The 22,723-nt window shown below is 46.9% G+C and carries 22 protein-coding genes; 18 read left to right on the top strand and 4 right to left on the bottom strand.

The features are described 5' to 3' along the window. The first annotated feature begins 5 nt into the window (after positions 1 to 5). The 6 genes from WFI24_RS06370 (at position 6) to WFI24_RS06395 (ending at position 6,547) form a co-directional block, all read left to right on the top strand. On the top strand, positions 6 to 197 hold the full coding sequence (locus tag WFI24_RS06370) for a Flp1 family type IVb pilin (protein WP_336759555.1): 192 nt from the start codon (positions 6 to 8) through the stop codon (positions 195 to 197). After that, a complete protein-coding gene (locus WFI24_RS06375) occupies positions 178 to 855 on the top strand; it encodes a TadE/TadG family type IV pilus assembly protein (protein ID WP_336759556.1) in 678 nt (225 codons plus the stop codon). The genes WFI24_RS06370 and WFI24_RS06375 overlap by 20 nt, the downstream gene beginning before the upstream one ends. Then, positions 836 to 3,061: a hypothetical protein gene (locus tag WFI24_RS06380; RefSeq protein ID WP_336759557.1), complete on the top strand. Its 2,226-nt coding sequence runs from the start codon at positions 836 to 838 to the stop codon at positions 3,059 to 3,061. The genes WFI24_RS06375 and WFI24_RS06380 overlap by 20 nt, the downstream gene beginning before the upstream one ends. 29 nt (positions 3,062 to 3,090) lie before the next feature. Further along, positions 3,091 to 4,122, top strand: a complete 1,032-nt coding sequence (locus tag WFI24_RS06385; RefSeq protein ID WP_442956199.1) for a pilus assembly protein — start codon at positions 3,091 to 3,093, stop codon at positions 4,120 to 4,122. 11 nt (positions 4,123 to 4,133) lie between these two features. Next, on the top strand, positions 4,134 to 4,649 hold the full coding sequence (locus WFI24_RS06390) for an A24 family peptidase (protein ID WP_336759559.1): 516 nt from the start codon (positions 4,134 to 4,136) through the stop codon (positions 4,647 to 4,649). 116 nt (positions 4,650 to 4,765) lie between these two features. Further along, on the top strand, positions 4,766 to 6,547 hold the full coding sequence (locus tag WFI24_RS06395; protein WP_336759560.1) for a DUF6382 domain-containing protein: 1,782 nt from the start codon (positions 4,766 to 4,768) through the stop codon (positions 6,545 to 6,547). A 12-nt stretch (positions 6,548 to 6,559) separates the two neighbouring features. On the opposite strand, the gene WFI24_RS06400 is transcribed toward WFI24_RS06395, so the two are convergent. Both WFI24_RS06400 and WFI24_RS06405 read right to left on the bottom strand, forming a co-directional pair. Further along, complete coding sequence (locus WFI24_RS06400; RefSeq protein WP_336759561.1) at positions 6,560 to 7,471, bottom strand: TIGR01777 family oxidoreductase; 912 nt, start codon at positions 7,469 to 7,471, stop codon at positions 6,560 to 6,562. 256 nt (positions 7,472 to 7,727) lie between these two features. Continuing rightward, complete coding sequence (locus WFI24_RS06405; RefSeq protein WP_221819344.1) at positions 7,728 to 8,195, bottom strand: DUF2621 domain-containing protein; 468 nt, start codon at positions 8,193 to 8,195, stop codon at positions 7,728 to 7,730. Between the two features lie 170 nt (positions 8,196 to 8,365). Between WFI24_RS06405 and WFI24_RS06410 the strand changes: the two genes are divergently transcribed. Continuing rightward, complete coding sequence (locus tag WFI24_RS06410; protein ID WP_221819193.1) at positions 8,366 to 9,472, top strand: deoxyribonuclease IV; 1,107 nt, start codon at positions 8,366 to 8,368, stop codon at positions 9,470 to 9,472. Between the two features lie 42 nt (positions 9,473 to 9,514). After that, on the top strand, positions 9,515 to 10,408 hold the full coding sequence (gene purU / locus WFI24_RS06415) for a formyltetrahydrofolate deformylase (protein ID WP_221819195.1): 894 nt from the start codon (positions 9,515 to 9,517) through the stop codon (positions 10,406 to 10,408). A 74-nt stretch (positions 10,409 to 10,482) separates the two neighbouring features. On the opposite strand, the gene WFI24_RS06420 is transcribed toward purU, so the two are convergent. Then, on the bottom strand, positions 10,483 to 10,962 hold the full coding sequence (locus WFI24_RS06420; RefSeq protein WP_221819198.1) for a hypothetical protein: 480 nt from the start codon (positions 10,960 to 10,962) through the stop codon (positions 10,483 to 10,485). A gap of 434 nt (positions 10,963 to 11,396) precedes the next feature. Here WFI24_RS06420 and tkt point away from each other — a divergent pair, with 434 nt between their 5' ends. The 5 genes from tkt (at position 11,397) to WFI24_RS06445 (ending at position 17,057) form a co-directional block, all read left to right on the top strand. After that, on the top strand, positions 11,397 to 13,439 hold the full coding sequence (gene tkt, locus WFI24_RS06425; protein ID WP_036610788.1) for a transketolase: 2,043 nt from the start codon (positions 11,397 to 11,399) through the stop codon (positions 13,437 to 13,439). A 338-nt stretch (positions 13,440 to 13,777) separates the two neighbouring features. After that, complete coding sequence (gene ppnP, locus WFI24_RS06430) at positions 13,778 to 14,095, top strand: pyrimidine/purine nucleoside phosphorylase (protein ID WP_110898659.1); 318 nt, start codon at positions 13,778 to 13,780, stop codon at positions 14,093 to 14,095. A 189-nt stretch (positions 14,096 to 14,284) separates the two neighbouring features. Continuing rightward, positions 14,285 to 15,640: a glucose-6-phosphate isomerase gene (locus tag WFI24_RS06435; RefSeq protein WP_221819199.1), complete on the top strand. Its 1,356-nt coding sequence runs from the start codon at positions 14,285 to 14,287 to the stop codon at positions 15,638 to 15,640. A 176-nt stretch (positions 15,641 to 15,816) separates the two neighbouring features. Further along, on the top strand, positions 15,817 to 16,449 hold the full coding sequence (locus tag WFI24_RS06440; RefSeq protein ID WP_221819201.1) for a YigZ family protein: 633 nt from the start codon (positions 15,817 to 15,819) through the stop codon (positions 16,447 to 16,449). 5 nt (positions 16,450 to 16,454) lie between these two features. Beyond that, positions 16,455 to 17,057: a TetR/AcrR family transcriptional regulator gene (locus WFI24_RS06445; RefSeq protein WP_017689980.1), complete on the top strand. Its 603-nt coding sequence runs from the start codon at positions 16,455 to 16,457 to the stop codon at positions 17,055 to 17,057. A 189-nt stretch (positions 17,058 to 17,246) separates the two neighbouring features. Here the strand turns inward: WFI24_RS06445 and WFI24_RS06450 are convergent, their stop codons facing one another. Next, complete coding sequence (locus tag WFI24_RS06450) at positions 17,247 to 17,648, bottom strand: secondary thiamine-phosphate synthase enzyme YjbQ (protein ID WP_336759562.1); 402 nt, start codon at positions 17,646 to 17,648, stop codon at positions 17,247 to 17,249. Positions 17,649 to 18,141: 493 nt separating this feature from the next. Here WFI24_RS06450 and cysT point away from each other — a divergent pair, with 493 nt between their 5' ends. The 5 genes from cysT (at position 18,142) to WFI24_RS06475 (ending at position 22,506) form a co-directional block, all read left to right on the top strand. Then, positions 18,142 to 18,957, top strand: a complete 816-nt coding sequence (gene cysT, locus WFI24_RS06455; RefSeq protein WP_145320373.1) for a sulfate ABC transporter permease subunit CysT — start codon at positions 18,142 to 18,144, stop codon at positions 18,955 to 18,957. Beyond that, a complete protein-coding gene (locus tag WFI24_RS06460) occupies positions 18,954 to 19,751 on the top strand; it encodes a sulfate ABC transporter permease subunit (protein ID WP_336759563.1) in 798 nt (265 codons plus the stop codon). Before cysT ends, WFI24_RS06460 begins: the two co-directional genes overlap by 4 nt. A gap of 1 nt (position 19,752) precedes the next feature. Further along, the gene (locus tag WFI24_RS06465) at positions 19,753 to 20,817 is read left to right on the top strand and encodes a sulfate/molybdate ABC transporter ATP-binding protein (RefSeq protein ID WP_336759564.1); all 1,065 of its coding nucleotides are present in this window, start codon (positions 19,753 to 19,755) and stop codon (positions 20,815 to 20,817) included. Between the two features lie 24 nt (positions 20,818 to 20,841). Beyond that, positions 20,842 to 21,906: a sulfate ABC transporter substrate-binding protein gene (locus tag WFI24_RS06470; protein ID WP_336759565.1), complete on the top strand. Its 1,065-nt coding sequence runs from the start codon at positions 20,842 to 20,844 to the stop codon at positions 21,904 to 21,906. Positions 21,907 to 22,059: 153 nt separating this feature from the next. Beyond that, positions 22,060 to 22,506, top strand: coding sequence for a hypothetical protein (locus tag WFI24_RS06475; RefSeq protein ID WP_336759566.1), 447 nt, complete (start codon positions 22,060 to 22,062; stop codon positions 22,504 to 22,506). Positions 22,507 to 22,723 lie beyond the last annotated feature (217 nt).

Here is a 22,723-nt window from a genome sequence, read left to right on the forward strand (position 1 = left end):
TTGGGATGATGGACGTGTTGAAAAACAAGGTAAACGCATTTTGGAAGGAAGAGGACGGACTCGGCACATTGGAGCTGATTCTGATTATCGGGGTTATTATCATTATTGCTTTGATTTTTAAAGACCAAATAACGGCACTAATCAAGTCTCTTCTTAGCAAAGTGGATACAAAAAGTAATGAATTTTTCCCGGGTTAACAGGCTGAAGAAGGAAGAAGGGAGCTTCACCGTTGAAGCCTCCCTGATCTTCCCTGTCGTGCTGTTTATTCTTGTGTTGTTGCTCTTTTTTACCATGTACATGTATCAAAAGACATTTCTGAATCAACATGCCTATGCGGCTTCCGAACGTGCAGCTTATAGCTGGGACAACAGCTACAAGCAGGCAATGACGGGTGAATTTGTCGCTGGAGAACATGACAATCTGTACTGGAGACTGACGGATGATCGTATGCTCGGCGCACTGTTTGGTTGGGTGGGAGCGGATAGTCAGGTTAGCGTTTCTGTACCTGCTGGTGAAGGTGGAAGTCTCTCGGAACAGAAATTAGCACAAGCGATGCAGCATATGCCTTCGGCCATGAAAGGAACAATTGAATATCAGAATTCTCTGATTCAGAGGAAGATAACGACCAAGCTGGATCAGGTAATTTCTCTGCCTCTTCCTTCTTTTTTGTTCGATTCAGGGAACCGTGTGCAGACTCAGGGATCATCCGCAGTTGTTGAACCGGTTGAATTCATTCGAACGGTAGATCTGGTCCGTTATTACGCAGCCAAGTTTAAAGGCAAGGGCGGAACAGCAACCACTACGGCTGCAGAAGCCGGTCAGGTTGTGCAGCATTTTGGCAAAAGCAAAAAGTGAACAAAGGAGGAGGGCAGATCTGTTTAGAAAAAAAGACGGTGAGTCGGGGGCTGTAACCCTTTTTTTGATATTAATATTGGCTGGAGTCTATATGTTTGTAGCTATATTTATTGATTACGCTCGTATAGCGGCATTCAAAGTGCAGACCGAACGAATGACACATGCTGCAATGAGATCCGTCATGTCAGCCTATGACACATCACTCCGGGAGTATGGTTTATTCGGGTATGGCGACAGCAGTGGGGATGCGATCATGGCTAAAGTGCTGAACGATAGTGTGAAGCCTTCATCCGTAAAAGATGGATTCCCCATTCTGGATATCCAGTGGGATACAACTTCGCTGAGCATGGAGCGTGAACTGGGCAGATACGATATATTTAATCGCCAGATTCAGGAGGATATGAAGTATCGGGCTCCGGTTGATTTTACCCTCGAAGTGATTAATCGTTTCAAACCGATGTCGGACGAGATGAAGGAAGCCGCGCACACGGTAGACTTGCTGAAAAAATTACAGAAATTATATGACAATCGTGAAGCATTACTGGACGAGGCCATTGTGAATCAGACGGAATCTGCGGAAAAGCTGAAGAATCTTCCGAACTTGATCATGAACCCGCCGTCACAGGCCATCTATGAAGAAATGATGGAAGAAACACCAGAGACAGCTGCCGAAGCAGCGGCACGTTATGCAGATTATCTAAACAAGAAACGGGCAGATGAGGGACTGCCATTCAGAGAGCAACAATACATATTGGAGCTGGCGCGTTATCGGACTGGTGTGAGTAATGTGGTGACAGGCATCAGCATGATCATACAGCCCGCGTTACAGGCCCATCAAACGAAGCTGGAGGAAGCGCAGTCCAAGATCGAAGAAGCACGCAAGATGAATGAGGAAATGAAACGTGTGATTGCAGAGGGGGAGAACCGTTCACAGAATGCCAGCTATGACAATGTGGGAAACTCGAATCTGCCTGGAACGAGTCCTGCATCTACAGGATCAGGGAGTGAAGCCAAAAACACACGTTCCCTCGCTTCTGAGCTTGTGAGGACGGATAGTTTGTTTGATCAGTTGAAGGCACGTGTGGAATCACAAAATTCGGACTTCTCTAACGTCAGAAGAGACAACATGGAGTTGAATACTCAGCTTCGCAGCGTTACGGGCATGAGTGGGGTTCCGATTAAACCCGCGGTCAGACAGGCAAGTCAGATTACCGAACGTTATATGGATACCTATGTGCGTAATGGTCCTGCCAACCTCATCCTCCAGAGTAAGCAACAGCTGGAGAGTGGTCGAGGTTCGGATGCCCAGCGCAATGCAAATGACAAAGAATCCAAAGGGAAGTTGAAGGAAGTTAAACGGATCTTGTCGCAGATTGAAAAAGGAAGTTCTGGTTCCATGGACGCTTTCAAACAGCTGGAGGAGTATTACAACGCTAATATTGCTTTTAACGAGGCTAGTCGTGAGGAAGCCAAAAAGGCAGAAATTGCTGCTGATCCCTATGACTCTGGTGGGGATGCCATGAAGGGAATGGACAGTTTGTTCGGCGGGATGTCCGGTTTGCTGGATAGCCTTGGCGATGAATTATTTCAGAATGAGTATGCCCTTGCTTATTTTAACTCAATGGATTTTGGTCAGTTATTTACCTGGACTGAAGGTGGAGATGCCGGTGATGTTTTCAAATTGGAGAATCAGGAATTGGAGTATATCGTATACGGGTTTCACAATCCTTCGGGTAACATTGCTGCGGCATATGCGGAGATCTTTGGGATGCGGCTGGCTATTCGGACGGCAGAAGGGTTAATTGAGCACAGTAAACTGGGAAATCCACTTCTGGTGTTATCGGCGGCCATCTTGCACGGAATTACAAACGCCATTGCCGATATGGTGAAACTGGCGAAAGAAGGCAGTGTGGAATTGTCCAAGTATATCAAAGTTAAACTGACGTACAGGGATCATCTGCGATTGTTCCTTTTAATGCATAGCAACAATGAACGCAAAATGTCGAGAATGCTGGCTCTGATCCGATTGAATACCGGCGTAAATCCAGATGAGAAACAGACATATGCTTCAGGTAACATGCGAAGTAGCGTTAAACTGTGGTTTTTGCCAGGGGTGGTTAGAAGTATAGGTGCAGTTATGGGGAGTGCGGATCAGGTTGAAGATGGCAGATTTTTCATTGAGCGGAAGGCGGATTATTCCTATTGAATGATCGGGATCGTTTCGGTGGAGGGATTATGGATAAGCAGCAACGATATGAAAAAGAAAACACACAATTACAGATTCTTTTAACACGAATATGCAGAATGGCACGTTTGAAGTCTTTGAAAAAGCAGATGTGTTTTCCGAAAAAGGAACAGGGCAGCATGGTTCTGGAAGCCTCACTGGTTTTGCCTGTCTTTCTGTTCTTTATCATGTTTCTCATTTTCATTGTGCAGATGACTCTAATCTCCACAGCGCTACAGAGTACGGCGGGGGAAGCGGTAAAGCAGTTATCAACGAAAATATATCCGGTATCCCTCGTGTTCACACCTTCTGATTCTGCAGGCGGTGAGGGCTCGGCAGGGGGCTGGAAGATACCAGAGTTGTCTCTGACAGAATGGGCAGAAGGATATGCTTCTTCACTGCCTGAGCCATTAAGTGATTGGGTACGATCAGCAGCGGCCAGTGGTGAACAGCCCTTACAGGAAATCAAGACATCCGTACTGGAAACGGTGCTTGATCCCACAGTAAAACCGCTGCTTAAACCATTTATCGAGCCAACTCTGCTAGATATGGAACGTGTTCATGTGAATGGCGTTTCCATACCTGATCTCAAGAACAAAACGAATCCATATTTTCGGCTTGAACTGAGTTATGAATTACCTATAAAGGTACCCTTCCTTAGCAAACCGCTACGGATTCAGGCTGCTGCGGCAGAACGGGTATGGATTGGAGATACAGGAGAAGGAGCTGATGGTAGCGGAGGAGACGGGCATACTGCGGGCTCTGCAACGGTACTGTCGAAGCCTGACCCGGCTTACATAGGCAACAATGCAACGATCAAGGTGAAGGTAGAACCAGGAGCGACAGCCAACTTAACGATATTTTATAAGTCAGGTGAAAGCTCTGCAAAGCACATCGGCTGGGCCACCGCAGATGAGAATGGAATCATTGAATGGCATTGGTTTGTTGGTACTCGGACAACAGAAGGTTCATGGAGTTTTGTGGTTGAGACTGCGGATGGTGCCAAAACGGAGACTTCGTTCAACGTGGCCTCCAGAAAATAAGAAAGGAGAGGATGGAGGTGAAGTGGTTTTTCATTGCCTGTGGCATATACGTTATTGCCGCTTTTATTACAGATATTCGTTTCATGAAAATTCCCAATCGATTGACTTTACCTGTGACTGTAGCTGGCGTACTAGCCCATATCATATGGGGAGGATGGAATGGCTTCTTGTTCTCAGCCGCCGGATTTGCCGCTGGTTTTGGTATCTTGTTCCTTATGTATGCGATTGGAGCGGTAGGAGCAGGAGATGTGAAATTGTTTGGTAGTATTGGTGTATGGACGGGACTCGCTTTTGGCATTCATGTGATTATTTATTCGGTTTTGTATGCGGGAGCCGTTGGTTTAGTGATTCTTCTGTTCCGTAAGAACTCAGCGAAACGAATTCGAGGCATGGCAGGCAATCTTGCAGGGTTCTTCATGCTTGGTTCGCTCAAGCTGGTGAACAAGGAGAAGACATTGAAGTTTCCGTTTATGCTGGCGGTGTTACCTGCGTATATCACGGTCCTTATCCCCGCACTTTTCCCTTGATATCACGAGTCTGGAAAACGTTAGGATAACAGTGATCGAAAGGTTGTCCCGTCATTGAAGTTTCAGTGTAAACATTCTTTAGTTGACCTAAATAGCAATGGAAAGAGAGGATTGGCATGTATGGATTAACGAGAGATTTTATTCGTAATGGCGGAGCGTTCATGGTTTTGGAAAAAGCAGAAGGGTTACGAATGGAGGAATTGAGTCGGGTGCAAATGGGTATGTTGTCCTCCAATCAGATCCCGCGACTTCTGCCTGTACATATTCGGGAAGTGGATCGAAATGTAACTTTGCAATACGATATATCGGGCTACAAGATGTTATCCCAAATGTTAAAGTCAAGCAAAATCCAATTGCGTGTTCTGTATGGTCTGTTGTTCCAACTGGCAGATGCCTTCACGGAATGCCGACAATATATGTTGGAACCTCGTAAATTATTGATTCAGGAGGAGTACTTGTTCATCAATGGTTCATTCGAACAGGGTGAACTTGGGATGGTATATGTACCGATCATGGATAAGGATGAGGATGATTCGACGCCTCAGCAATTCCGTGAGCTGGTGATCAGGCTGATGGCCCATGTTCAGGAACTGCAGGGAGTAGGCATTCAGCGTGTTCTGCAGTTATGCGACAATGAACGCTGGGATGTTAGACAATTACGAGAGCTACTGCTGGAGTTATACGCTGACGAGCAAGAGAGTGGAGGAAGCGCAGCATTTCTCTCGTCCAGAAAGTCGGAAACGGGCGATGCTCCAAGAGTAAGAGGTGCCTCACATGCGTCGATTTCCGAGCGAGATAGTCTATTTGCTGGTAATTCCGGGCCATATCAGTACAGTGGTCCCACTCGAAATGCTTCTGTGGAGTCCCCACTAAATTTTCGTCAGCAGCAGAAAATGAGTGCTTCGGGGGTTGAAGACATTCCGCTGAGATCTCGAACCTCTTCAGGCAGTCACTCATCTGGACACTCTTCATTGGAGGATTCAAGGAGCGTGGATCAAGTATTGGGTAACCCATATCATTCGCCAGAGCATGCTGATATGCAAGTGGAGGAGAAGTCCGGATCGTCCAAAGTAACCTATATCATACTGGGGTGCATGGTTGCCATGGCATTGGTATGGAGATTCATATACATGGAGCAGCCTGGACAGACTCAGATGATCCTATCCGCGGTACTAAGTTTAGGCTTGCTTGGCGTGGCAGGATGGACGTGGAAGCGCAAGGGGAACCCTCAGAATGGCTCAGAGAATAAACATTTTTTTTCATTCAACCTGGGTAAGAACAAAGGGAAGAAGACTGAAGATGAAGAGGAACTATTTCAGGAAAGTTGGCGCTGGAATGCAGCTGATAAGCCGGAGGAACGTATAAACCAAGCTGCTGAATCAACTTCAGAAGCAATGGAGCGTCCCCGTTTTCAAAATCTGCACATGGCAGCTGAACCTTCCGAACCACCGTTTGTACAAGATCAGGCGCAAGTTGCAGCTTTAACTTCGGAGTTAAACCGACATGATACAGTTGCGGAAGCAACTGTGAACTTGCAAAATCTGACTGGAAGCAAAGTTAAAGGGGCAGGCCCTACAGTGCCGTCATTTTATCTTGAGCGAAGATCGGGAAGCAGCGATCAACATGAACGACATGAACGAATGGATGTTCAAGGCGCATCTTTTGTAATCGGAAGATCAGCAGACATGGTTCAGTGGGTAGACACAGCGACCGGCGTGTCCCGTGCTCATGTGGAATTGAGCCGGAACAAATCGGGCTATGTGATTAAGGACTTGGGTTCGGTAAATGGAACCGTTCTTCAGGGCAATATTCTTGCTCCCTACAAAGAGTATCCATTGGAGGATGGGGATACATTTACACTTGCCGAATCTGTTTACACCTATCGGGCTGTTGGATAAGCTGTGGTTCAATTAGTCGGATAAGCCACGGTGCTTCAGATCTTCCAATGCCTGGGTTAAGGTAGGGAAGGTGAACTGGAATCCGTGATCAAGCGCCTTTTGTGGAATAACTCTCTGTCCCTGAAGCAGAACAACGGATAACTCTCCAACTACGGTTTTGATTAAAAATCCGGGTACAGGGAACCAGTGAGGGCGATGATAGACCTTGCCGACCGTACGACCGAATTCATCATTGGTAACCGGATTCGGTGAGGAAGCATTGACCGGACCTGACACTTGTTTATTTTGAATGCTAAAGTCAATCAGCCTTACGATATCCATAATGTGAATCCAGCTGGTCCATTGCTTGCCACTGCCGATCTTGCCGCCAACACCGAGCATATAAGGGAGTTTCATCAATGGAAAGGCTCCTTTTTTATGGCCAAGAACCAGGCTAACCCTGATTTTGACGAGTCTGACATGTTTGATGGCATCTGCAGCTATTTCCCATTGTTCTGAGACCCGGGATGGGAAATTCATTGATTTTTGCGGACTACTCTCATCAAAGGTTTCGGTAGGGGAGGTTCCATAGATGGCCATGGCAGAAGCCTGAACGACCACTTCGGGCTTTTGTTGCAGTGAATCCACCAAACGGGCTACCCGGGCAACAGTTGTTACTCTGGATTGTACAATCTCCAGCTTTGCCTTGGTTGTCCATCGTTGGTTCAACGTTTCTCCGGCAAGATTGACGAGAGCATCCATGCCTTCAAGTAGTTGAGGGTGCTCTTCAACTTGTTCCCATGATATATATGTAAGATTCTTGCTTGGATTATGCAAGTCAGGCAGTTTGCGTGTGATGATTTTCACGTGGTGTCCGGCTTGCAGCCAATAATCCACAAGCGCTCCTCCCACAAATCCAGTACCTCCACAAATGGCAATTTTCATAATGAACATCCTCCCTGTAATTTTCACTGCGCTGACATGTATCCGTGAATCGACAAACAGCCCCGGACGGTAAGCAATGCCTGTTGGGAACGACTTACCTGACGGAGCTTGTAATATGAGCCTTTCGCCTAAATCCCAAGTGCGTTTCAATGAAGATCTCATAGACCAAGCGATCCTGTAACAAATTGATACAGGGTGCTGGTGCTGATGTATCTTAATTAACCAATTCGATATAGGGCTTAACTCATCTTTTATTTTATTTAATCAAATGTTGATAAGGGGAATAATCGATTTTGTTTTTCTCCAAAAATTTGACCAAAAACTTATTATCCCTTTTCGGTGTGGCTATAATGTAACCTTTGATGCAGTGATCTCTCGATACTTCCGTGGCGTCGTCTTCAACTGCAATTTTACCGATCTCTGCAGCAATGGAATGTTTGGCAATGTCACGAAATGGCCCTGGCACAGGCTCCACAAGTTGATCCAAAAAAGCTTTGGCTTCATCTGTCCATAAGTGACGGCTGGCTTCAACCCAATAATTCTGCCAATCCAGTTTGGACTTTCCGTCCGCTTTTGGTAGCACTTTCAAAAACTTGCGCATCATAAAAAATCCACCGATACACATGCTGCCAAGCAATAAAAAAGTCCAGAATGCGATCGTATTCATAAACCAATTGCTGGGGGAACTGCTGGTCAGTATCATCGCGTAGGAGTCGAAAATCATTGCGGAGTCACCTCGGTTCATTGATTTTCACGGAAAGACGGATTCCGCCTACCCATGTTCCACATATTAGCTGTCAAAAATAGCCTCTATCCCGAATTATAGCGCATTTCTAGATTTATTTCGATAATCGCGTTAGAATAAGGGATAATTCAGATTAAGGGGGATCAATAATGCTGAAAATCGGCTCCCACGTGTCCTTTTCGGACAAGGGATTATTGAGTGCAACGAAGGAAGCGTCCTCGTACGGTTCCAGTTCGTTTATGATATATACGGGTGCACCACAGAATACACGTCGCAAGCCAATCGAATCCATGTATATTGAAGAAGGCAAACTTGCCATGCAAGAGGGTGGAATGGAAGATATCGTTGTCCATGCACCGTACATTATTAATCTTGGCTCATACAAAGACAACACGTATAGACTCGCTGTAGATTTCCTTCAGGAAGAGATTCGTCGGACACATGCTATTGGTGTGAAGAACATCGTATTACATCCCGGCGCATTTACAGATAAAGATGCCCACTATGGGATCGGACGGATCGCAGAAGGATTGAATGAAGTGTTGGAAGGCGTGAAAGAGACAGATGTGAACATCGCTCTGGAAACCATGGCTGGCAAAGGTACAGAAATGGGTCGCAGTTTTGAAGAAATCGCTCAGATTATTGAGAAAGTAACGTATAACGAACGTCTGACTGTGTGTATGGATACATGCCACATTCATGATGCCGGATACGATATCGTTAACGATTTTGACGGTGTACTGGAACAATTCGATCGTACTGTAGGACTTGACCGCATTGCCGTAATGCATATTAATGATAGTAAGAATGCTGTGGGTGCGCACAAGGACCGTCATACACCAATTGGTTCTGGCTGGATCGGGTTTGAAGCGATTAACCGCATCGTCAACCATGAGAAGCTTCAAGGACGTCCATTTATTCTGGAGACACCTTGGATTGGCAAAGAGGCCAAGACACAGCGTCCAATGTATGAAGTGGAGATTGCGCTGCTGCGCGGGGATGTTGCCGGTCGATTCGGCCAGGAATTCCTGACAGAAGTAGAGCAGTTGCAACACTTTTTCAAAGGTAAAGAGATTGAGTCTCGTTCGTATATTCTGGATGTGTGGACGCTGCTCAAAAATGATGCCAAAGCCAAAAAGGCAGATCCGCGCGAACCGCTGGAACGCCTCTATGACATGGTGGCTGAAGCTGCACTATTCCCGCATTTGAATGAAGAACAACTGAATCATCGCTTGATTGCATGGCTTGCGGGTTAATCCCGCAGGTCATGGCTTAAATGAAGGAGGAAGAATAACCCGATGGAGATCCACGCTAAACAAGTACGCCCTGATTCTAAAAACCGCGCCGATCGTGCGCGCATGCTTATTTCTTGTCCAGATGGTCCAGGAATTGTAGCTGCAGTCTCTCATTTCCTGCACCAGCATGGTGCAAACATTGTTCAGTCGGACCAGTACACCATGGACCCTGCTGGCGGCATGTTCTTTATGCGAATTGAGTTTGATCTTCCGCAATTGTTGGTCAATTTGCCGAAACTGGAAGCTGATTTTGCAGAAGTGGCAAGCCGTTTCCAAATGGAGTGGACGTTATCTGCGGTCAGCCGCAAGAAAAAACTGGCTATCTTTGTATCCAAAGAAGATCATTGTCTGGTTGAATTGTTGTGGCAATGGCAGGCAGGCGACCTGGATGCCGATATTGCGCTTGTGGTCAGCAACCATCTGGACATGAAGGACTATGTAGAATCATTTGGCATTCCATATCATCATATTCCGGTTACAGCAGATACGAAGAAAGACGCGGAACAGCGCCAACTGGACGTCATCGGCAACGATGTGGATGTGATCATTTTGGCTCGTTACATGCAGATCATCTCTCCCATGTTTATTGAGCACTACCGTAATCGAATCATTAATATCCACCATTCGTTCCTGCCAGCCTTTGTGGGTGGTAAACCGTATGCGCAGGCGTACAACCGTGGTGTCAAAATTATCGGTGCGACAGCCCACTATGTTACGGAAGAACTGGATGGCGGCCCGATTATTGAACAGGACGTGCAGCGTGTAAGCCACGGGGACGATGTAACCGAGCTGAAACGTATCGGACGTACCATTGAGCGTGTTGTGCTCGCACGTGCCGTGAAATGGCATGTTGAAGACCGCGTTCTCGTTCACGAAAATAAAACCGTTGTATTTTAAGCTCATGCTTTAATACTGTGCAAGGTTGATTCGGAACCACGTAATAGATTAACAACAAAGCGACCCCAATTCGTTTACGAAACGGGAGTCGCTTTTTTTGTTGTGTTGATATACTTTCCGCACAAACCAAGCATAATACCAAACAGCAGATGTCCTACAATCCAGTAGAGGATGGCGGACAGATCGTACAGCTCTGGAACACGTGATGACAATTGAGAGAGTGGGATATAGAGCAAGGACGAGACTGCACCAAGTAAAATTCCTTTGATCATAGGGCGGCCTGAATGCCTTACCCACCACAGATAGAAGATGCCGATGACAACGGACACGATGAGATGCAAAGCAAATTCAATGAATTCGGGTAAAGTTGGCGGAAGACCAGGCACAAAATCAATATTCAGCAGCAGGGTATATACTTGTTCGCCTGTGCTGGCCTGAATCATTTTGAGGAAAAATCCCAGTACAACTCCCGTGAGGATTCCCGTTAAAATACCGGATAACCAGGGTAATGAGTTTTTTACCGATGTTGATGGGTGAGCAGCAGGATCTGGCATGATCGAGACCTCCTATGATTGACGCGTGTACATCTGAAAAGTAAACCAATGCCCGAATCTCGAATCCATAATTAAGAAACATTATATGTGAATTGAGGATGAATATCTAAAAAATGCATGGTTTTCAGGTTAAAGGTTATACTTCATGCGATGGATTTGTGAGGCTCCTTAGGTCTGCTTTTGGGATTTAGTACCTTGTAAAGTACGATTTTTGCTTGATAAGCTAAGGATTATTCATCACAAACAACCGATTTTCACGAACTTCTAAAAGAAGGTTATGGAAAAGCTTCACGCCAAGTGATACAATACAAAAGTGAATAAGTCAAAATGAAACACTCAAGCGGATTCACTTATTGTGAAATTCGGTTTGCTTGTATGATGAGAGGGATTCGCTTGCGCACCCGACTTATCTAAAGACATGAGGAGGACAAACCATGACTGACAAGAACGAAGCGATTCAAAAGGACGAGAACACTACAATCGACAACCTGTCGATTACTACCGTACGTACTTTGGCGATTGATGCAATTGAGAAGGCAAATTCCGGACATCCGGGTATGCCTATGGGCTCCGCTCCAATGGGGTACCAACTTTTTGCAAAAACGATGACTCATAACCCGGACCACCCAACTTGGGTTAACCGGGACCGTTTTGTCCTGTCTGCAGGACATGGCTCCATGTTGCTGTACAGCTTGCTGCACCTGAGCGGATATGATCTTCCAATGGAAGAACTGAAACAGTTCCGTCAATGGGGAAGCAAAACTCCGGGTCACCCGGAATTTGGACATACTGCAGGTGTTGATGCAACAACCGGCCCACTGGGTCAAGGTATTGCAATGGCTGTAGGTATGGCGATGGCTGAAGCTCAACTGGGCGCAACATACAATAAAGACAAATTCAACGTAGTTGACCACTACACTTACGCAATCTGTGGTGATGGTGACTTGATGGAAGGCGTATCTCATGAATCAGCTTCCCTGGCTGGACGTTTGCACCTGGGCAAACTGATCATGTTGTTCGACTCCAATGACATCACGTTGGATGGTAAATTGGATCTGTCTTCTTCCGAAAGCATCGCGAAGCGTTTTGAAGCTTATGGCTGGCAAGTGCTGCGCGTTGAAGATGGTAACGATCTGCCTGCAATCGAAAAAGCAATTCAGGAAGGTCAAGCAGATACACTGCGTCCTACACTGATCGAAGTTAAAACAGTTATCGGTTATGGTAGCCCGAACAAACAAGGTAAAGGCGGCCACGGCGGTACTCACGGATCTCCACTGGGTGCAGACGAAGCCAAATTGACGAAAGAGTATTACAAATGGGTTTACGAAGAAAACTTCCACGTACCAGCTGAAGTTCGCGATCACTTTGCACAAGTGAAAGATCGTGGTATCTCTGCTAACAAAGCTTGGGACGAGAAATTTGCCGAGTACAAAAAAGCTTTCCCTGAGCTGGCAGCTCAATTTGAAACAGCGATTAACGGCGACCTTCCAGAAGGTTGGGACCGTGATCTTCCTAAATATGCAGCAACAGACAAAGCTCTTTCCACTCGTGTAGCATCCGGTAACGCTCTGAACGGTCTGGCGCACAACGTGCCACAACTGACAGGTGGATCTGCTGACTTGGAAAGCTCCACAATGACTCACTTGAACAACCTGGAGAACTTCACACCTGAAGATTACTCCGGCCGTAACATCTACTTCGGTATCCGTGAATTCGGTATGGCTGGAGCAATGAACGGTATGGCACTGCACAGCGGTGTGAAAGTATTCGGAGGTACGTTCTTCGTATTTACCGATTACCTGCGTCCGGCTGTTCGTCTGGCTGCCCTGATGGGATTGCCTGTAACGTATGTTCTGACTCACGACAGTATCGCTGTTGGTGAAGATGGTCCTACGCACGAACCAATCGAGCAACTGGCATCCCTGCGTATCATTCCTAACCTGACGGTTATTCGTCCGGCTGATGGTAATGAAACTTCGGCTGCTTGGGCTTACGCGCTTGAGAACAAGAGCAACCCGGTTGCACTCGTACTCACTCGTCAAAACCTGCCGATCCTGGAAGGTACGGTTGAAGGTTCACGTGAGAACGTGAAACGTGGTGCTTATGTTGTCTCTGATGCAAAAGATGGCAAAGCGGTAGCACAAATCATCGCTACAGGTTCTGAAGTGCAATTGGCTGTTAAAGCTCAAGCAGCACTTGCTGAACAAGGTATCCAAGTTCGCGTAATCAGCATGCCAAGCTGGGATCTGTTCGAGAAACAAGACAAAGCTTACAAAGAGTCCGTTCTTCTTCCGGATGTTAAAGCTCGTCTTGCGATTGAAATGGCTTATCCAATGGGCTGGGAAAAATATGTTGGAGATCAAGGTGACATTCTCGGAATCAGCACATTTGGTGCATCCGCGCCTGGCGACCGTGTTATCCAAGAATATGGCTTTACAGTGGACAACGTGGTTAGCCGCGTAAAAGCATTGCTGTAATAGAGATTGTTCAAAAAGTCTGCTTTTGATTACGAAGGATGCCTCACGGCATCATCAGCGTCGAAGATGGGATTCAGCCGAAATGTCCGTTGCTCACGTAGTTTTCTCCTACGCTCCGCTACTCCATTTCTAGCTTCATCCCATCTTCGCGGTACTGAAAACCTGACTTTTTGAACACACACTTATAGCTTCATAAGCGCTGCTATGGTCGTCGGGAGAGCTTCATGCTGTCCTGATTCATGGCAGTAAGTTATTTCCGCAGAGCATGGGCGGTAACTCGTTATCGCCCTGATCTGTTTTGCCTTTTGTTTTCATTAACTTCAGGGGAGCGGGTACGCATGTCACAATTCGATCAAGTCAGTGTAGTGAAAAAGGCCAACATTTATTATGATGGTCAGGTAACCAGCAGAACGGTTATTTTGGGGGATGGCAGCAAAGTGACTCTAGGCATCATGCTTCCAGGCAGTTATGAGTTCGGTACGGATTCCCGTGAAATTATGGAGATTCTGTCCGGAGATCTGAAAGTATTGCTTCCCGGAGAAGAAGAGTGGCAAGAGATTCAAGGCCAAGCTACGTTCCACGTGCCTGCCGAGTCCAAATTTAAACTGGAGATACGCAGCGTTACTGACTACGTCTGCTCGTACCCGGCGGAATAACATAAGAAGGGTAAGCAGAACCGCAACCCGCGGATTCGGTTTACCCTTTTTGCTTCTTGAATTCTAACGACAAAGTTCGAGCTGCAAGCTTGTCAGCCCCGTGGATTTGAAGTATCCTTAAGGCAAGTTGTTTAGAATGGAATACGGATACGGAAAAAATATAACCGAAATCAGGAGGTTTTTGAGATCATGGCAAAAAAAGTGACATTTGACTATAGCACGGCATTGCAATTTGTAAATCAGCATGAAGTGGATTATTTTGCAGAACCGATTCGTCTGGCTCACGAGCAGCTTCACAACGGAACAGGAACAGGCTCCGATTATCTGGGCTGGATTGACCTGCCGACGGCTTATGACAAAGAAGAGTTCGCCCGTATTCAAAAAGCGGCTGCCAAAATCCAAAGCGACTCCGAAGTACTGATCGTTATCGGTATCGGTGGATCATACCTGGGTGCACGTGCAGCGATTGAAATGCTGACTCACTCTTTCTATAACAATCTGCCAAAAGAAAAACGCAAAACACCTGAAATCTATTTTGCAGGAAACAATATCAGTTCCACATATGTAACTCATTTGCTGGATCTGGTTGAAGGCAAAGATTTCTCCGTTAACGTCATCTCCAAATCCGGTACAACAACAGAGCCAGCAATTGCATTCCGTATCTTCCGTGCAGCACTGGAAGAGAAATACGGTAAAGAAGAAGCTCGCAAACGCATCTATGCTACAACAGACAAAGCACGCGGTGCATTGAAAGAACTGGCAAATGCAGAAGGATACGAATCTTTCATTATCCCGGATGATGTAGGCGGACGTTACTCCGTTCTGACAGCTGTAGGTTTGCTGCCAATCGCAGCAGCTGGTATCAGCATCGAGGAAATGATGCAAGGTGCGGCTGACGCATCCAAGGAATACAGCAACCCGAACGTAGCTGAGAATGAAGCATATCAATATGCTGCAGTTCGTAACGCATTGTATCGCAAAGGCAAAGGAACTGAGATTCTTGTAAACTATGAGCCTTCCCTGCACTTCGTATCCGAGTGGTGGAAACAACTGTTTGGAGAGAGTGAAGGTAAAGACTACAAAGGGATCTATCCTGCATCCGTTGATTTCTCTACAGACTTGCACTCTATGGGTCAATTCATTCAGGAAGGTAGCCGGAATATTTTCGAAACTGTTATCCAGGTTACTGAAGTTGCAGAGCATATCTCAATCAAATCCGATCCGGACGATCTGGATGGTTTGAACTTCCTTGAAGGTAAAACTATGGACTTTGTTAACAAAAAAGCATTCCAGGGAACACTGCTTGCACATACAGATGGTCAAGTGCCAAACCTGATTGTGAACATTCCAGATATGACTCCATATTCTTTCGGATATCTGGTATACTTCTTTGAAAAAGCATGCGGTATCAGTGGCTACCTGCTGGGCGTCAATCCATTTGACCAACCAGGCGTGGAAGCGTACAAGAAGAATATGTTCGCATTGCTGGGCAAACCAGGCTTTGAAGAAGAGAAAGCAGCGCTCGAAGCGAGACTTTCCGAATAATTCATCGGTCTGCTCATATAGTTGAATAAGGTAATGTAAATCTAACTGGGAATCACTGTTTGTGTAAGATGCAGGGTTCCCGGATGTAGATAACCAGGGCAGTTCGTCCGCGTTCGCGCGGTGAACTGCTTTCTTGTAAAATAGACTCAGGAAAAGATCAGAAAGTTGGATTTGGGATGATTGAACGTTATCGCACGGTTCGAGGACCGGGCAATCTGGAAATTGTAATCAAGAAGTCGCGATTTATCGGTCATATTATGCCGGTCACGACAGAGGCAGAAGCTGTTGCTTTCATCGATGAGATCAAGAAAAAACATTGGAATGCAACTCATAACTGCTCTGCATACATGATTGGGGAGCGGGACGAAGTCCAGAAGCAATCCGATGACGGGGAACCCAGCGGAACAGCAGGGAAACCCATTCTTGAAGTGATCAAAAATCAGAAATTAAAAAATGTGGCAATTGTGGTTACGCGATACTTCGGGGGAATTATGCTTGGAGCTGGCGGGTTAATTCGTGCTTATACGGATGGAGCTGTAGCAGCCATTGAAGCCGGAGAAGCCATTACCAACGTGCTGCATCGTGAAGTGTTTGTTGAACTGGATTATACGTGGCTGGGTAAAGTGGAAAATGAGTTAAGAAGCCGGGAAGTCCGTACAGGTGAAACTGGATTCACCGATAAGGTTACGTTGACTTGTCTTCCGCCGGATAGTGAAACCGAGGCTTTTGTAGCCTGGATCACGGATTTGACGCAAGGGCAATCCCGGATCACGGAGGGACAGCGGCTTTATTTTATTGAAGGGGAATAAAATATATGGCTAGAAGAGCAGTCGAACAGGAGTTGTCGAGGGAGCGGATACTGGAGGCGGCGAGGCACCTTTTTATTACCAAAGGATACCGCGCCATTTCGATGCGAAGCATCGGCCAGCATCTGGGCTATAGTCATGGGTCGCTGTATTATCACTTTAAGGAAAAGGCAGAGTTGTTCTATGCCATCGTGGTTGAAGATTTCAATCATCTGGGGCATTTACTGCTGCAAGCCATGGTCAGGCCAGTTCGTGATGATGTGAGCAAGGTAGAGCACATTATGATGGAATTCATTCGCTTTGGTCTGGAGAATCCATATCAATACGAAATTATGTTTATGATCAGGGACGAAGAACTGTTGTCTTATTGTCGTACCGAACAGGGACGTTGTTTCGAATTGTTTGCATCGATTATAAGGCAGTACATGAATGAAGAGAACTGTACGGAAGAGGATATTCAAAGGGTACCGCGTACGCTATTTTTGGCTATGCACGGATTCATTTCTTATTACATTCAGGACCGTTTAACGTTTGTGGAGATTGAATCGTCTGCGCTATCTCATGTCAAAGTGCTGTGCCGCAATCTGGGTCAGCAGCCTGGCGTCCAATAATGGCGCTATTGTTGCACCCCTACACTTCAGGGCGGTGATTTGTCATAACTTTAATTCTTTATAACGTTGTCTCGCGAAAGTCATTATATGCCAAAGACCAAGTCAGGCGGCTCCGACCCGATATGAGGGTGGACCGCCTTTTTGTGTTTGCAAAATATATGAGCAGCAGTTAGGCCAGTTGGGCTGACTCTAGCCTTCCATGATTTTGAGGAAGTACTCCCGCTGACGTGGTCCATCGAATTCGCAAAAGTAAATGCCTTGCCATCGGCCAAGCAGCAGCCTGCCTTCATGAATAATCACCGTCTGGGATGGCCCCGTTGTGATCGATTTGAGGTGAGAGGCTGTATTGCCTTCGGCGTGTCGATACTCTGGGTGCTCCCAAGGGTACACTTCGTCCAAACGCAACAATACATCGTGTTTTACATCCGGGTCTGCATTTTCGTTGATGGCAATACCTGCTGTCGTATGAGGACAATAGATGAGCACCGTCCCATTCTGCACCCCGCTACTCTGGACAACCTGCTTCACGTCCCGTGTGATATCTTTCATTTCATCTCGTGTGGAAGTGGATATATTCTTCGTATATAACATGTTAGATCACTCCTTATCATCTCATTTCTTACCCTCGATTGTACCTTAACCACTACAAACCAAACAAATCACAATGATGCTGATTATGGGAACTACACAATAACGGAGAGGACAGAAATAACCTGAAGAAGCGGAAGCTAAAAGCTTTCTGTAAGAAAGCTGCTTCGGAAGCATAAGCTTCGCCTTTATCACCGGATTTCCCCTTAAAAAAGGGGATCAAAGAAATCTGGGGATAACAGTGATCGGAAGGTTGTTCTGGCCTCGCAGTGTGCAGGTGCGATTTTTATTAATCGATCTCATATGTGTCCCAATTATATTCAATAAAAGCATTGACGATTAGCACTGCAAACTGGTAAAGTATCAGAAAAGCAAAACCAAGTAGACTAATGGGAATAATATTAAAGTAATATAATCCAACTTAGGAAAAATGTCGTATTGAAGCAGGGAGACTGCCGACCGGAATTATAGCCGGAGGCTGGGAGGGAACGCAGCAATGAATACCGTTCTTCGTCATAAGGGATGGACTTGGGGATTTCGCAGTACCGTATTGTTATATTTTATCGTACTTATTGTACTTCCAATCATCGGTGTGTACGTCAATTCCTTCTCCGAAGGATGGAGCAACTTTGTTCAGAGCATTATGGACCCGATCGCGTGGAAAGCCGTCCTGCTGACCATTCGGCTGGCCGTGATAGCCACGTTGATTAATGTGGTGCTGGGCACGATGATCGCCTGGGTGCTGACGCGGTATCGTTTTGTCGGCAGATCGTTTCTCAACAGTCTGGTCGACCTTCCGTTTGCACTGCCAACAGCGGTGGGCGGCTTAATGATTATGCTGCTTTTGGGTCCGGTCAGTGCCATCGGTAAGTTGGCAGAATCAATGGGATTCGAGATTGTGTTTCACCAGCCTGCAATCGTGATCGCGATGACCTTTGTCACGTTTCCGTTTGTGATTCGTGCGGTGCAACCATTGCTTGAAGAAATTGATCCTTCCGAGGAAGAGGCCTCGTACACGATGGGGGCATCCAAGGCTCGCACGTTCATGCAGGTGATTCTGCCGTCCATGGCTCCTGGCATGATCAGCGGGGGGATGTTGGCTTTCTCCAGAGGACTCGCTGAATTTGGGGCTGTCGTGCTGGTGGCTGGTAACATTCCGGGAAGAACACTGACCGCTTCCGTATTTATCTACGGGGAGATTGAAAGTGATAATCCAACAGGAGCCGCTGCTGTATCCGTAATACTTCTGACGCTCTCCTTCCTGATCCTCTGGCTGATCAATCTGGTGCAGATGCGGGGGAGAAGACGATGAGAAGACTATTAATCGGACTGACGTTTGCGGTATTTATTGTACTGCTAATCATCCCGCTCGGACGCATTTTTATTGGCGCATTTGAAGACGGGGCAGGTGGATTCCTGAAAGGGCTGATGCGTCCTGAGGCGCTACATGCCTTGATGATGACCGGACTGGTTGTACTGGTGGTCACCCTGTTAAATACATTGTTTGGCATCATGATGGCCCTGTATCTGGTTCGTGCTGGGTGGCTGAGTGATCGGGTAAAGGGGCTGCTGAACAGTATCGTAGACCTGCCTTATGCCGTATCTCCTGTCATTGGCGGCTTGATGATTGTTTTGATGTTGGGACCTAATAGCATTATGGGCGCTTTTTTTGAAGGGATTGGATTCAATGTGGTCTATGCCTTCCCAGGTATGGTGATCGCAACGTTATTTGTTACCTTTCCACTGATGGTCAGAGAGGTCATGCCTGTCCTGCAGGAACTCGGTTCACAGCAAGAGGAAGCTGCATCTACACTGGGCGCCTACGGTTGGAGAACGTTCTGGAGTGTGACCTGGCCTTCGATCCGCTGGGCAGTGGTGTACGGTCTTGTCTTGACGGTTGCGCGTTCACTCGGGGAATTCGGTGCAGTGCTGGTTGTATCCGGTAATATCATGAACAAAACGCAGACAGCAACAACGCTGGTGTATCAGGATGTAGAGAATTTTAATGTAGCTGCCGCGAATGGTGTGGCATTGGTGCTGGTCACCTTCTCCGTCGGGTTGCTGCTGATGATGGAATGGGCCAAGAAGCGAAAGGAAGTGCATTGATATGCATGTAGAAGTCCGTGATTTGAACAAACATTTCGGTGATTTTCATGCGGTAAAAGATGTCTCATTCGATATTGCCAAAGGCCATCTAATCGGTCTGCTTGGACCCAGCGGAGGCGGGAAGACGTCCATTCTGCGGATGCTGGCGGGTCTGGAGAATCCGGGTTCCGGGGAGATTCTCTTTCACGGAAAAGTCGTGAACCATCTGCCTCCACAGGAGCGGGGCATCGGATTTGTATTCCAGAACTATGCCTTGTTCAAACATATGACGGTATTTGAGAATATCGCCTTTGGACTCAAGGTCAAGAAGACGCCAAAAGCCCAGATCCGTGATCGGGTTATGGAACTGGTTGAATTGACTGGGTTAAAAGGTTTCGAACAGCGCTATCCGCATCAGCTGTCTGGTGGGCAGCGTCAGCGTGTGGCTTTTGCCAGAGCACTTGCTCCTGAGCCGCAGCTGTTATTGCTGGATGAACCGTTCGCTGCCATTGATGCCAAGATCCGTCAGGAACTGCGTTCATGGTTGCGTGAGTTGATTGAACGGGTAGGGATTACTTCGATATTTGTAACGCATGACCAGGATGAAGCGATTGAAGTGGCGGACGAGATTATGATCATCAGTCAGGGGCGTCTCGAACAGAAAGGCACACCTTGGGATATTTACAAAAACCCGCAGACCCCTTTTGTCGCTACATTTATCGGGGAGTCAACGGTTGTGGAGGATGCTTCACAGCTGAAAGGGTTCGAACATGCGGTTGAGGGTGAAGGTACACGAGCGCTGATCCGACCGGAGTATATTGAGATTGGCTTGAAAAACGAGTTCACCATGCTGTCTGCTACAGAAAAAGGTACAGTCAAACATCTTCATTTCCGCGGTAGTGAATGGATGGTAGAGGTGGAAGTGCAGGGTCACAAGTTAATTACGTATCGTTCGTTGGAGAAAACAACACTGGAGATCGGCCAATCAATTCGGGTCCTTGTGCATCGTGCCTATCTTTTCAATGATTCCAACAGTTGGGTGGTTGAGAACCGACTGAAGGAAGATCCGATGCCGGTAATGATATAGACGAGTGAAAGAAAGGGGCTGCCCATGCAGACGAGGAAGAAGAAAGTCATACTTTTATACGTTGCCCTCATGCTTCTGCTCGTCTGCATGACCGCTGGATGCAGCAAGCAGGAGGAGTCAAGCGAACAGAACGAGCCCTCTGGTAACGATTCATCCAATACACTGGTGATTGGTGCTTATAGTGTAGCCAAAGACGCTGTAGGCGAGTTGCTACCCAAGTTCCAGGAGGAGTGGAAAGCGAAGACTGGACAGACAATTAACTTCCAGGAATCGTATGAAGCTTCGGGTACACAAGCAAGAGCCATTGTTGGGGGATTCGAGGCTGATGTAGCCCTGCTCGCAATGGAGAGTGATATCGACAAGCTGGTCAAAGCCGATCTGGTTAGCTCCGATTGGAAACAGACCCCTAATGAGGGCATGATCACCCGTTCGATTGTTGTTCTGGGCACAAGAGCAGGCAACCCGCTGGGTATTCGTGATTTTCAGGACTTAACCAAGCCGGGAGTGAAGGTACTCTACCCTAATCCAAAGACATCCGGGGGCGCACAATGGGATATTAATGCCATTTACGGTGCCGGATTGAAACTGTCGGAGGAGCAAGAGGGTAAGAAAGATCCTGCCGCAGCCAAGGCTTTTCTCGAACAGGTACACCGCAACGTGGAATCATTGGACAAGAGCGGTCGTTCTTCGATGGCCGCATTCGAGTATGGAGTGGGTGATGTAATTGTCACATATGAAAATGAATTGCTTGCCCGGATCGCCAAAGGTGTAGATTATGATATCGTCGTTCCGAAGAATACGATCCTGATTGAGAACCCGGCAGTCGTGGTGAATAAATATGCCGACAAACATGGAAATCGTGAACTGGCAGAAGCTTTTGTCGCATATCTGCGTACACCAGAAGCACAGCACATTTTTGCGAAACATGGTTTTCGTTCAGTAGATCCGGATGTATTTGCACAGACGGAGTCCACATTCCCAACGCCAGAAGGACTATTTGATATCAATTATCTAGGGGGATGGGACGAGGTTCGCAGTACGTTGTACTCCAAGCGCGGCGTGTGGTATCAGGTGCTTGCGGGAATATGAGTATTGCTGATGCAATCGAATAGGTAACTGAGCATATGGATACTAAACCTTCATTTCAATGGAAGTAGAGATGGAGGTTTTTTACTGCCAAAAGGTTATAATAGAGGTATACTGAATCATGATTGTTACATAGTGCAGGAAGGTGTGAGTTGGATGAGTTCAGAGATCAAATTATCCCAAAGTACAGCAATTCGACTGGAGCAGGCCCGCGGTAAGGGGATGCCTGAGGAAGAACTATTGAAAGCCATTCAAGCCAAAGATGTTTCCGCTTTTGACGCAGTGTCTGAAGAGGAATACCGATATAACGAATTTTTCTCGTATGCGGACGAGCATGGTGAGAATCTGGAGGCAGCAGTAAAAGATGGGTACCGGATTACCTTTAATACGCGTGGTGGACTCGGAATCTGGTTGGAAAAGGCCTTTAAGGTACAGCCGGATAAAGACTTCACAGTAGGTGAAGGTGTAGTAACCGGATTACAATTGAAACCGGAACAGGCAAAGGTGCTGGCAGAGCGGCTTGCGTCGAACTGGGTCATTACGGATTCGAAGGATGTACCTGCGGGTCAGGAACTGACATTGAAGCTGCGGGCACTGGTGTAGTTCCAGCGCTATGTCGATGTGACTCGGATTAGTCGGTCATGGCCTGTGAAAAAGGTATGGCCTGCTCTTCATGCGGGCGACCCAGGTATAAGGGGGCGTCCAGATGTGGATGAGCGCAAGCTCCCTATGGAGCGAAGCATGGAGATGAAGTCTGACGGCGAACGGTCAGACGACAGACTGTCCCGAATTGCAGTGTAGAACTGCAGCGGGATGGTCT

It is taken from the genome of Paenibacillus sp. USHLN196 (assembly GCF_037144955.1).
Taxonomy (GTDB): Bacteria; Bacillota; Bacilli; order Paenibacillales; family Paenibacillaceae; genus Paenibacillus; species Paenibacillus xylanexedens_C.